Source organism: Pseudoxanthobacter sp. (assembly GCF_036822375.1).
Taxonomy (GTDB): domain Bacteria; phylum Pseudomonadota; class Alphaproteobacteria; order Rhizobiales; family Segnochrobactraceae; genus Pseudoxanthobacter.
In genome coordinates this window covers 1-11,589 of record NZ_DAISHT010000036.1, presented here as the reverse complement: position 1 = coordinate 11,589, position 11,589 = coordinate 1, and the positions used below count along the sequence as shown (strand labels likewise).

At 69.2% G+C, this 11,589-nt stretch carries 9 protein-coding genes, 1 tRNA gene and 1 pseudogene; 8 read left to right on the top strand and 3 right to left on the bottom strand.

Going from position 1 to position 11,589, the window contains the following annotated elements:
- Positions 1 to 182: 182 nt before the first annotated feature.
- Positions 183 to 1,760 carry an alkyl hydroperoxide reductase subunit F gene (gene ahpF / locus V7067_RS05835; protein ID WP_334174943.1) on the top strand — a complete coding sequence of 526 codons (1,578 nt, stop codon included), beginning with the start codon at positions 183 to 185 and terminating at the stop codon, positions 1,758 to 1,760.
- Positions 1,761 to 1,801: 41 nt separating this feature from the next.
- Positions 1,802 to 2,755: a LysR substrate-binding domain-containing protein gene (locus V7067_RS05830; RefSeq protein ID WP_334174942.1), complete on the top strand. Its 954-nt coding sequence runs from the start codon at positions 1,802 to 1,804 to the stop codon at positions 2,753 to 2,755.
- Positions 2,756 to 2,882: 127 nt separating this feature from the next.
- Here V7067_RS05830 and V7067_RS05825 read toward each other — a convergent pair.
- Positions 2,883 to 2,957, bottom strand: a tRNA-Gly gene (locus V7067_RS05825).
- A 351-nt stretch (positions 2,958 to 3,308) separates the two neighbouring features.
- On the opposite strand from V7067_RS05825, the gene hpxO reads away from it, so the two are divergent.
- From hpxO to V7067_RS05810, 3 genes are all read left to right on the top strand, one after another.
- On the top strand, positions 3,309 to 4,466 hold the full coding sequence (gene hpxO / locus V7067_RS05820) for an FAD-dependent urate hydroxylase HpxO (RefSeq protein WP_334174941.1): 1,158 nt from the start codon (positions 3,309 to 3,311) through the stop codon (positions 4,464 to 4,466).
- Positions 4,467 to 4,599: 133 nt separating this feature from the next.
- A complete protein-coding gene (locus V7067_RS05815) occupies positions 4,600 to 5,601 on the top strand; it encodes an arginase family protein (RefSeq protein WP_334174940.1) in 1,002 nt (333 codons plus the stop codon).
- 155 nt (positions 5,602 to 5,756) lie between these two features.
- Positions 5,757 to 7,283 (top strand): M17 family peptidase N-terminal domain-containing protein, encoded by a 1,527-nt coding sequence (locus V7067_RS05810; RefSeq protein WP_334174939.1) that lies wholly within the window; start codon positions 5,757 to 5,759, stop codon positions 7,281 to 7,283.
- Here the strand turns inward: V7067_RS05810 and V7067_RS05805 are convergent.
- Positions 7,267 to 8,217 carry a nitronate monooxygenase gene (locus V7067_RS05805; RefSeq protein WP_334174938.1) on the bottom strand — a complete coding sequence of 317 codons (951 nt, stop codon included), beginning with the start codon at positions 8,215 to 8,217 and terminating at the stop codon, positions 7,267 to 7,269. The two genes, V7067_RS05810 and V7067_RS05805, sit on opposite strands and share 17 nt — an antisense overlap.
- 34 nt (positions 8,218 to 8,251) lie before the next feature.
- Positions 8,252 to 8,776 (bottom strand): acyl-CoA thioesterase, encoded by a 525-nt coding sequence (locus tag V7067_RS05800; RefSeq protein WP_334174937.1) that lies wholly within the window; start codon positions 8,774 to 8,776, stop codon positions 8,252 to 8,254.
- Positions 8,777 to 8,924: 148 nt separating this feature from the next.
- Here V7067_RS05800 and V7067_RS05795 point away from each other — a divergent pair, with 148 nt between their 5' ends.
- The 3 genes and pseudogenes from V7067_RS05795 to V7067_RS05785 all read left to right on the top strand — a co-directional run.
- The gene (locus V7067_RS05795) at positions 8,925 to 10,730 is read left to right on the top strand and encodes a long-chain fatty acid--CoA ligase (protein ID WP_334174936.1); all 1,806 of its coding nucleotides are present in this window, start codon (positions 8,925 to 8,927) and stop codon (positions 10,728 to 10,730) included.
- Positions 10,731 to 10,784: 54 nt separating this feature from the next.
- Positions 10,785 to 11,189, top strand: coding sequence for a MerR family DNA-binding transcriptional regulator (locus V7067_RS05790; RefSeq protein WP_334174935.1), 405 nt, complete (start codon positions 10,785 to 10,787; stop codon positions 11,187 to 11,189).
- 165 nt (positions 11,190 to 11,354) lie between these two features.
- Positions 11,355 to 11,589 (top strand): annotated as a pseudogene (locus V7067_RS05785) (acetyl-CoA C-acyltransferase); the annotation flags it as partial.

Sequence of the window (11,589 nt, the reverse complement as noted above, 5' to 3'; positions counted from 1 at the left end):
CGGCAAGATCGGATCGGCGAAGTCGGATCGGCAAGATCAGGCCGGCAACACCGGCCCGGTCCCGATCCGCATCCCCTGACGGCACCCTCCCCCGACCCGGGGGAGGCAGCCTGTGCGCGGCCGGCCCTGCCCGGCCGCGCAACGGGGGCCTTTACCCTACCTTACCTTCACCGGAGACCCCCATGCTTGATGATGCCGTGAAAAACCAGCTCAAGGCCTATCTGGAGCGGGTCGTGCGTCCGATCGTGATCACGGCCTTCGTCGATGACGGTGCCCGGTCGAAGGAGATGGTCGACCTGCTGACCGACGTCGCGGCGCTGTCCGACAAGATCACCGTGACCGAGGAGCGCGGCAGCGGCGAGCGCGTGCCCTCCTTTGCCCTTTCCAGCCCGGGCGAGGATATTCACCTCGCCTTCGCCGGCCTGCCGATGGGCCACGAGTTCACCTCGCTGGTGCTGGCGCTGCTGCAGACCGGCGGCTACCCGCCCAAGGTGGAACAGGCGCTGATCGACCAGATCCGCGCCCTCGACGGCGATTTCCGCTTTGAGACCTATTTCTCCCAGTCGTGCCAGAACTGCCCCGAGGTGGTGCAGGCGCTGAACCTGATGGCGGTGCTGAACCCGCGCGTCAGCCACGTCGCCATCGACGGCGCCGCCTTCCAGAGCGAGGTGGAGGAACGGCAGGTCATGTCCGTGCCGACCGTCTATCTCAACGGGGCGGTGTTCGGTCAGGGCCGCATGGGGCCGGACGAGATCGTTGCCAGGCTCGATACCGGCGCCGCGGCCCGCGATGCCGCGCGCCTGTCCGCCATGGCGCCTTACGACGTGCTGGTGGTGGGCGGCGGCCCGGCCGGCGCGGCGGCGGCCATTTATGCCGCGCGCAAGGGTGTGCGCACCGGCGTGGCGGCCGAACGGTTCGGCGGGCAGGTGCTCGATACCATGGATATCGAGAACTTCATTTCCGTGCCGCACACCGAAGGCCCCAGGCTGGCCGCGGCGCTGGAACAGCATGTGCGCAATTACGAGGTGGAGGTGATGAACCTCCAGACCGCCGTCAGGCTGGCCTCCGGCGACGGCCTTGTGACGGTGGAGTTCGCCAACGGCGCAACGCTGAAGTCGAAGTCGGTCATCCTGTCCACCGGCGCGCGCTGGCGGCAGATGGGCGTGCCCGGCGAAGACCAGTACCGCACCAAAGGCGTTGCCTATTGCCCGCACTGCGACGGCCCGCTGTTCAAGGGCAAGCGCGTGGCGGTGATCGGCGGCGGCAACTCCGGCGTGGAAGCGGCGATCGATCTTGCCGGCGTGGTGGCCCATGTGACGCTGATCGAGTTCGACAGCAAGCTGCGCGCCGACGAGGTGCTGCAGCGCAAGCTGCACTCGCTGCCGAACGTCAACGTCATCCTGTCGGCCCGCACCACCGAGGTGAAGGGCGACGGCAGCAAGGTCAGCGGCCTCGTCTACGAGGACCGCACCACGGGCGAGCTGCACACGCTGGCGCTGGAAGGCATCTTCGTGCAGATCGGCCTGCTGCCCAACACCGAATGGCTGAAGGGCACGGTGACGCTGTCGCCGCGCGGCGAGATCGTCGTCGACGATCGCGGCCAGACCTCGGTTACGGGCGTCTTTGCGGCCGGCGACTGCACCACGGTGCCCTACAAGCAGATCATCATCGCCATGGGCGAAGGGGCGAAGGCCTCGCTCGGCGCCTTTGACTACCTGATCCGCTCGTCGGCGCCGCAGGCGGCAGACAAGGCCGCCTGACGCCCGCGGGGCTGCTGTAAAACCCGCCGCTGTAAAACCCGATGACGCTGCGTGAGCTGCAATATCTGGTCGCCCTGGCCACCCACCGGAATTTCCGGCGGGCGGCCGAGGTGTGTCTGGTCAGTCAGCCGACCCTTTCCACCCAGATCCGCAAGCTCGAAGACGAACTCGGGGTGACGCTGGTGGAGCGCGGTGCGCGCCGCGTGATGCTGACGCCCGCCGGCCGCGACGCGGTGGAGCGGGCGCGGCGCATTCTGAGCGAAGTCGACGAGATGAAGGAGGCCGCCCGCCACGCCCGCTCCTCCGAGAGCGGAACGCTGCGGCTGGGCGTCTTCCCCACCCTCGGCCCCTATCTGCTGCCGCATGTGGTGCCGCTCATCCGCGCGCGCTTTCCGCGGCTGGAACTGCTGTTGTTTGAGGAAAAGAGCGATGCCCTGCTTGCCCGTCTGCGGCAGGGCACGCTCGACGCCGCCTTCCTGGCTCTGCCGATCCACGACAGCCGCCTGCACAGCGAGTTCCTGTTCGAGGAACCTTTTCTGGTGGCGGTGCCGGCCGACCACCCGCTGGCGCATCAGGGCAGCCTGTCGCTTTCCGATCTGTCCCGGCACAGCCTGATGCTGCTGGAAGACGGCCACTGCCTGCGCGATCAGGCGCTGGACGTGTGCCAGCTTTCCGGTGCGCGCGAGACCCCGGAATTCCGCGCCACCAGTCTGGAAACCCTGCGGCAGATGGTGGTGGCGGGCGCCGGCATCACGCTGCTGCCGGTGCTGGCCACCCGCAACCGGCCGCCGGGGTCGGAGAACATCCGCCTGCTCGGCTTTCGCGACACCCACCCGAGCCGGCAGATCGGCATGCTGTGGCGCCGCACATCGGCCATGAACGCGCTGCTGAAGCAGGTTGCCGAGGTCTGCCGGCAGTTGCCGCACGACCTTCTGGAACCGCAGCCATCCGCGCCGCAGAAGGACGCACCGGCGCCGGAAGCCGGGGCCGCGTAAGCCCGCATCCGCAAACCTGTGTTGCAGGTGCAACCGGACAGGCGCCGGCCGGACAGGGCCCGAACAGCAAAAAGGCCGCCCGGAGGCGGCCGTTTTCTGAAATTCTGCTGTCTGCAAAACAACCAACTGGAGCGGGCGATGGGATTCGAACCCACGACCCCAACCTTGGCAAGGTTGTGCTCTACCCCTGAGCTACGCCCGCATCCGGTCTGGTCGGCACCGGGGCAGCGCCCGGCGACGGGCTGGGATATGCACCAGCGCGGACCGAAAGGCAACAGCCCGCAGGCCGCGAAACGCATCTCTGTCCACATTTTTTGTGCGCCGGTTTTGTAAGCTGGCTGCAAAGGGGCCCCGTCCCCGCCGGATGCCCGGATTTTGATCATGGCGCCGTTTGCGGCCCTCGGCGCTGCATTGCCGCATTGTCAGAACGGCCGTTTCCGAAAAATCTGGAGGCCGGCAACAATTTTCGCGCGTCCCCGCCGCCCCGGCCGGGCCGCCGCGCCGGGGCACCGCGTTTCGCAGGGCGCCCGGATTCCAGAACAGGATGCCAGAAATGAAAGTCATCATCATCGGAGCCGGCATCGGCGGGCTCAGCGCCGGCATCGCACTGAAACATCTGGGGCACGAGGTTCGCATCTACGAGCAGGTGCGCGAGGTGCGGCCCGTCGGGGCGGCCCTGTCGCTGTGGTCGAACGGCATCAAGTGTCTGAACTATCTGGGCCTTGGCAAGCAGGTGGCCGACCTTGGCGGCCTGATGGACAACATGGCCTACATGGACGGGCTGAGCGGCGCGGTCATGACGCAGTTCAGCCTCGACCCGCTGGTGCAGCAGGTCGGCCAGCGGCCCTACCCCGTGTCGCGCGCCGAACTGCAGCTGATGCTGATGCGCGAATTCGGGCTGGAGGACATCAGCCTCGGCACGAAGATGGCCTCGCTTGCCGATGACGGCACCACCGTGACGGCGACCTTCACCGATGGCACGACCGACAGCGGCGATCTGCTGATCGGCGCCGACGGTGCCCATTCGCTGGTGCGCACCCACGTTCTGGGCTTTGCGCCCGAGCGCCGCTATGTGGGCTATGTCAACTGGAACGGTCTGGTCGGGATCGACGAGGCGATTGCGCCGAAGGACCAGTGGACCACCTTCGTCGGCGAGGGCAAGCGCGCCTCGGTGATGCCGATTGCCGGCAACCGGTTCTATTTCTTCTTCGACGTTCCGCTGCCCGCGGGCCTGCCGAACGATCGCGACAGCTACAAGGCACTGCTGCGCGATTATTTCCGCGGCTGGGCCCCGCCGGTGCAGCGGCTGATCGATGCCATCGACCCGCAGACCACCAACCGCGTGGAAATCCACGATATCGAGCCGTTCATGACGTGGGCGCGCGGCCGGGTGGCCATTCTGGGCGATTCCGCGCACAACACCTCGCCCGATATCGGGCAGGGCGCCTGCATGGCGCTGGAAGATTCGGTCATTCTGGCAATCGCGCTGCAGACCAACACGCTCGGCATCGAGGATGCCCTCGTGCGCTATCAGAACCGCCGCGCCGAGCGGGCGAAGGAACTGGTGCTGCGGGCCCGCAAGCGCTGCGACGTGACCCACGGCAAGGACCCGGAAGCGACCGGCCGCTGGTACGAGGAACTGCGCACCGAGGACGGCACCGGCATCATCCGCGGCATCGCCTCCAACATCGAGGGCGGCCCGCTCGGCTGAAGGTTCATCCGGCAGAGGCCGGCCCGATCGGGCGTCACCCCGCGCAGGCGGCATTCCGGCACGAAAGGTGCAGTGGCCGCCTGCCGTCCCGCACGCGGCGGGGCGGGCCGGGGTTGGCGCTGGAGTGCACAGAATGGCAGAGTTCGATATCGAAGCGGCAAAGGACGAGGTTAAGCGCTGGTACTGGTGGGGCATTCCCACCTTCTTCCGCTGCGACTGGAACGAAGATCCGGCCGCCAGCGACATTGCGCTCATCGGCGTGCCGCACTCTTCCGGCAACGGTTCGACCGAGCGCGACCAGCACCTCGGCCCGCGCGCGGTGCGCCATATTTCCGCGCTCTACCGGCGCAGCCACGGCCGCTTCGGCATCACCCCGTGGGATCTGGCGCGCATCAGCGATGCCGGCGACGTGCCGCTGCCGGAAGCCATGGTCAACGATGTCTGCGTGGAGCACATCGAGGCCTTCGCGCAGCGCTTTCAGGCCGCCGGCACCCGGCTCGTTTCCATGGGCGGCGACCACGCCATCACCGGCCCGCTGGTCAAGGCCTGCGCCGGCGCCCATTCGCGCCTCACCGGCGGGCAGAAGGTGGCGCTGGTCCACTTCGACAGCCACACCGACACCCTCATGCACCTGCCGCACTGGCTGGGCGCCCGGCGCTCGGCCGCCCACTGGGGCGCCTATCTGGTGGAAGAGGGCCACGTCGATGCCCACCGCTCCACGCAGATCGGCATCCGGCCGAATGTCGGCACCCCGGGCTCGCTCAACACCTCCGAACAGCTCGGCTACCGCATCATCGGCATGGACGAGGTGGAAGAAATCGGCCCCCGCGGCGTGATTGCGGCGCTGCGCGAGCGCATCGGCGACGCGCCGGTCTACATCACCTTCGATCTCGATTCGCTCGACCCCTGCGATGCGCCGGGCGCCTCCAATCTGGAGCCGGGCTATCCGGGCCTGCGCATCGGCGAGGCCGTGCGCATTCTGCAGGGGCTGCGCGGGCTCAACGTGGTCGGCGGCGATGTGGTCTGCCTCATTCCCACCAAGGACAACCCGAATGGCATCACCGCACAGAACGCCATGGTGCTGATGTTCGAGATGGTGGCGCTGATGGCCGACTATCTCGCCGCCCGGCGCTGAGGCCCGCGCCGGACCGCAACGACAGCCCGGCCGGAACACCCTGCCGGCCGGGCCGGCTGCGCGCTATAACAGGCGGCCGGCTCCCGCAGGGAGCAGCCGGCCGGCCGCCGGAGCGCGGCCGGCCGCAGCCTTTCGTGTTCGGGAGCCCGCAGGCCATGCCCGGCCTCTGCTGCGATACCGCCGCCCTTGTCGATACTGTCACCCTTGTCGATGCCGTCACCCTTGCCGGTGCAGCCGTCCTTGCCGGTGCCGATCTCATCATCCTGCCGGTCACGGCCGCCGGCGACGGCCCCGCGCCGCTCTGGCCCGCCGGCATGGTGCCCGGCACGGACCGGCTGATGGCCGCGCTCGGCCGCGAGCCGCGCTTTGCCGCCGGCCCGGCCGAGGTTGCCCCGGTCATCGTTGCCGGCACGGAGACGGCCGATCTCATGGCCGTGGGGCTGGGCGCGCCGCTGACCGCCGACAGCCTCCGCGATGCCGCGCAGGCCGCCGGATCGGCGGCCCGCGGCCGTGGCCGCATCGTCTTCGTGCTGCCGGCGGCCGGCGACGAAGAGAACGCCGCCGCAGCCGTGCGGGCCGTCGCGGAAGGGCTGCTCCTCGGCCGCTTCCGGCCGCAGGGCGGCGATGCGGCGGAGGACGCCGACGACGACACCCTGACCATCGCCGTGCCGCCCGCGCTGCTCCGCTCCCCGGCCGTCGCAGCGGCGCTGCGCACCGGCCTCGTCGCCGCCGGCCATGCCAACCGGGTGCGTCATCTGGTGGACCTGCCGCCGAACCGGCTTTCCCCGGAAACGCTCGCCGGCCTCATCGCGGCGCGGGCCGGCGAACTGGGGATCGGGGCGGAAATCTGGGACCGCGAGGCCATGCTCGCGCGGGGCTTCGGCGCCACGGCGGCGGTTGGCGCCGGCAGCGCGCGGCCGCCGCGCGTGGTGGTGCTCAGCACGCCCTGCCCGGCCGGCGTCCGCCCCCTCGGCCTCGCCGGCAAGGGCATGACGTTCGATGCCGGCGGCCTCAACCTGAAGCAGGATTTCGAATCGATCTTCCGCATGAAGGAAGACATGGCCGGCGCGGCCGCCGTGGCCGGCGCGGTGTTCGCCGCCGCAGAGCTGGGGCTGCGCGTGCCGCTCATCGCCGTGCTGCCCATGGCGGAAAACATGCCCTCCGGCAGTGCGCAGCGGCCGGGCGATGTCGTCAGCCACCCGGACGGGCAGACGACCGAGATCGTGGATACCGACTGCGAGGGGCGCCTCATTCTGGCCGACGCGCTGGGCTGGCTGCGGCAGCGGAATGTCGCGGCGCTGATCGATGTCGGCACCCTTACCGACTGCGCGGATGTCGGCCCGCTGCTGTGGGCGTGCTGGGCCAACGACACGGCGCTGGCCCGCGCCGTGCTCGCCGCCGGGCGGCGGGCGGGCGAACCGGGCTGGCGGCTGCCCCTGCGGCCGGAATACCACGCCTTCCTCGCCAGCCGCGTGGCAGCGCGCACCAACACCGCGCTGTCGCATCCCGATGCCGGGCTGACCGCCGCCACCTTCCTCAGCGCCTTTGCCGGCGACACCCCGTGGGTACACATCGACAACGGCTCCTGCGCCTATCTGGAGGAGGATGCCGGCGTGTGGGAGGAAGGGCCGACCGGCGCACCGATGCGCGCCCTGCTGCAGTTCCTCATCGACCGGGCGTGAGACCGCGCCCGGCGCAGAAAGCGGCGGCGGCCTGATCGTATTCGGCCGCCAGCCGGTCGCAGAGAGCGGCCGCGCCCGGCACGTCGGCAATGGCGCCGACGCCGTGGCCCGCCGACCACATCGATTTCCACGCCCGCGCCTCACCCGCCATATCCAGGTCCCCGTGGGGCGGCAGGTGATCGGGATCGAGGCCGGCGGCCATCAGGCTCGGCCGCAGAAAGTTGGCGCTGACCCCGGAAACGCGGTCGGTGTAGACGATATCGGCCGCCTGCCCGGCCACCAGCATCGCCTTGTAGCCCTCCGGGGCCAGCGATTCGCGCGTGGCGATGAAGCGCGTGCCGAGATAGGCGAGATCGGCCCCCAGCATCTGCGCCGCCGCAATGTGGGCGCCGGTGGACAGCGCCCCGCCGAGCAGGATGGTGCCGGCGAACACCGAGCGGATCTCGGCCACGAGAGCGAACGGGTTCAGCGTGCCGGCATGCCCGCCGGCCCCGGCGCTGACCGCGATGATGCCGTCGACCCCCGCCGCGGCGGCTTTTTCCGCATGCCGGCGCGAGATGACATCGTGGAACACCAGCCCGCCATAGGCGTGCACGGCCTCAACCACCTCGCTCACCGCCCCGAGCGAGGTGATGACGAGCGGCACCCGGTGCGCGACCGTCACCGCCAGATCGGCTTCAAGGCGCGGGTTCGAGCGGTGGACGATGAGATTGACGCCGAACGGCGCGGCCCCGGCCACGCCATGGAGACGGGCGGCGATGTCATCGAGCCAGCCGGCAAAGCCGGCCGTGGTGCGCTGGTTCAGCGCCGGAAAGGTGCCGAGCACGCCGGCCCGGCAGGTTTCCACCACCAGATCGGGGCCGGAGACCAGAAACATCGGTGCGGCGACGGCCGGCAGGCGCAGCCGGCCGGCAAGGACGGGGGGAAGCGGCATGGGCGTTCTCTCTCTGTCTGGCGGATGGCCGGCTTCAGCCGGCTCTGTTCTGCAGCGGCGGCGTGGCGGCGAAATCGCCGGCGGCAACGCCGATCAGCGCCAGAATGTCGGCCACCGGCACCTTGCGGACCGGCCGGCCGCGCTCCAGCACCATGGCGCGCACACTGGCGAGCGCCGCCACCTCGCCGGCACCGGGGCCGGCGGCGATGACGAATCGCTGTTCGATGAAGACCGAGTGCTCGTTCCAGCCCGTGATCTGCGTTTCCAGCCGGAAGCGCTGGAACGGCGCGAGCGAGCGGCGATAGCGAATCTGCGCATCCGCCAGAACCGGCATCCAGCGCCGCGCAAACAGCGCCCGCCCGAGCCCGGCCCGCACCATCAGATCGACCCGGCCGAGGTCCATCAGCGTCAGATAGCGGCCGTTGTTCATGTGCAGATTGAAGTCCAGATCGGTCGGCCACACGCGCATGGTCACGGCCGAAATTCCCTCCGGCACCAACAACCTGCGGGCGATAAGCGCCCCGATCAGAACCCGGAAAAAGCGCAGCCACAGATTCATCGTCCCACTCCGGTCCGTCGCATCCGTGCCCGGCATTTTGCACGTTATCGACGATATCCTCTTGCATCAGATTGACGTATGCGTATACCCTCTTTCGTATTGGTGATGCAAAATCATCTATCGTCAATCGCCCCGCAGAAGAGGGCTGATGGCACCGGGGAGAAACGTGACAGGGGACTTCAGGCAGGGCCTGCAGTGCCAGCGGGATATCGCGGCCGCAGCAGCCACAACACCCATATTCGCCTCCGCCGGCGCCTCCTCAGAGGGCCCGCGCGGGCAGGACCAGACCCAGCGGCCGGCAACCCTGCCGGCCCTTCTCGACCGCGCGGTGGCGCGGTTCGGCGCCCGGCCGGCGATCGATTTCCTCGGCCGCCGCTGGACTTATCGCGACGTTGGCCGGCTGGTGGACCGGCTGGCCGGCGGCCTCGCCGGCATCGGTGTGCGCAAGGGCGTTCATGTGGGCCTGTGCCTGCCGAACACCCCCTATGCGGTGCTGTTCTACTTCGCCGTGCTCAGGGCCGGCGGCGTGGTGGTCAACTACAACCCTCTGTATACCGCGCGCGAGCTTGAAACCCAAATCCGGGATTCCCGCACCACCATCATGGTGGTGATGGATCTGGAGAAGATCTATCGCCCGCTCGCCTCCATCGCGGCCCACGCCGGGTTGCAGCACGTGGTGGTGTGCCCGATGGCCGGTGCGCTGCCGCTGGTGAAGTCGGCGCTGTTTCGCCTGTTCCGGCGCCGCGAGGTGGCCGACATTCCGGCCGACAATCTGCATGTGCGTTTCGACGAGCTGCTGGCCTCTCCGCCGCTCGGCAACCGGGCGCCGCCGGCGGATGCCTCCGATCTGGCGGTGCTGCAATATACCGGCGGCACCACCGGCGTGCCCAAGGGCGCCATGCTGACCCATGGCAACCTGACCGCCAACATGTGGCAGATCGTCGATCACGCCGGGCCGGGCGCGCTCAGGGACGGTGAGGAACGCATCCTCGGCATTCTGCCGCTGTTCCACGTCTTCGCGCTGACGGTGTCGATGAACGTCGCCTTCGCCATCGGGGCGGAACTAGTGCTGCTGCCGCAGTTCCGGCTGGAAGAGGTGTTCGCCACCATCCGGCGGTGCCGCCCCACCCTGCTGCCGGCGGTGCCCACGGTGTTCGGCGCCATCAACGGGGCGGCGGAAAAGCACAAGGTCGACTTAACCTCGATCCGGCTGTGCATCTCCGGCGGCGCACCGCTGCCGCAGGAGGTTGCGGCCCGCTTCGAGGCGCTGACCGGATGCCGGCTGGCGGAAGGCTACGGCCTGACCGAATGCTCGCCGGTCGTCACCGTCAACCCGCTCGACGGCCGCCCGCGCCGCGCCGGCTCCACCGGCATCGCCCTGCCGGGCACGATCATCGAAATCCGCGATCCCGATCACCCGGAGATGATCCTGCCGCAGGGCGAGAAGGGCGAGGTGTGCGTGCGCGGACCGCAGGTGATGACGGGCTACTGGAAACGCGCCGCCGACACCCGCGCCGTCACCATCGACGGCGCGCTCCGCACCGGCGACATCGGCTATCTCGACGCGGACGGCTATCTGTTCCTCGTCGACCGCATCAAGGACCTCATCATCTGCTCGGGCTACAACGTTTACCCGCGCGTGATCGAGGAGGCGCTCTACGAGCACCCGGCCGTGGCGGAAGCCATCGCCATCGCCATTCCCGATGCCTATCGCGGCGAGAGCCCGAAGGCGTTCGTGACGCTGAAGCCCGACACCAGTCCGACACCGGAAGAACTGCGCGAATTCCTCACCGAGCGGCTCTCGAAGATCGAGATGCCGGTGGCCGTGGAGATCCGCGCCTCGCTGCCGAAAACCATGGTCGGCAAGCTCTCCCGCAAGGAACTGGTGGCCGAGGAGAAGGCCCGTGCCGAAGCCGCCGGCTCTGCCGGTGCGACCCGCTTGTCAGGACATTGACGCATAGGTTAGGCTATGAACAACGTTTACAGGTTTGTCTCGCCAAGGCGCACAATGGCCGAACAGTTCTACACTGTGACCCAGCTTGCCCGCGATCTGGGTATCTCGGCCAGAACCGTGCGCTTCTATGACGACAAGGGGCTCGTCAGCCCCAGCCGCGCGGGCAACACCCGCATCTACACCCCGCGCGACCGCGCCCGGCTGATCCTGATCCTGCGCGGCAAACGCCTCGGCTTCACGCTGCAGGAGATCAAGGAATATCTCGATCTCTACGACCTCGACCGCACCCAGAAGGAACAGCTGCGGGTGCTGCTCAAGGGCGTGCGCAGCCGCATCGTGCGGCTGGAGGACCAGAGCGAGGCTCTGCAGCAGACGCTGGCCGAGCTGCGCGAGATCGAGCTGCAGGCCGAGACGGCTCTGGCCGGCCTCGGCGAGGGCCCTAAGCGCCAGGCAGGCTGAGCCCGCAGCCGCCATGGCGGCCCCGGCCTGACCCGGCAGCCCCGAACATCCGGATTTCCATCGCCTTCCGGCCGGCCCCCGTGTCCGGCCGCGCCAGCGCCTTCACGGCGTGCGCCCGGCGTGCGCCCGATCCGACAGACAAGCAGACATCTTTCGAAAGGTACCATGATGAACGTGGTCATCGCGGGCTATGTGCGCTCGCCGTTCACGCTGGCCCGCAAGGGCGGCCTTGCCCGGGTGCGCCCGGACGATCTTGCCGCCGCGGTGGTGCGCGAACTCGTGGTGCGCACCGGCGTGAAGGCCGGGGACATCGAAGACCTCATCGTCGGCTGCGCCTTTCCCGAGGGCGAGCAGGGCTTCAACGTCGCCCGCCTCATCGGCCTCATCGCCGACCTGCCGC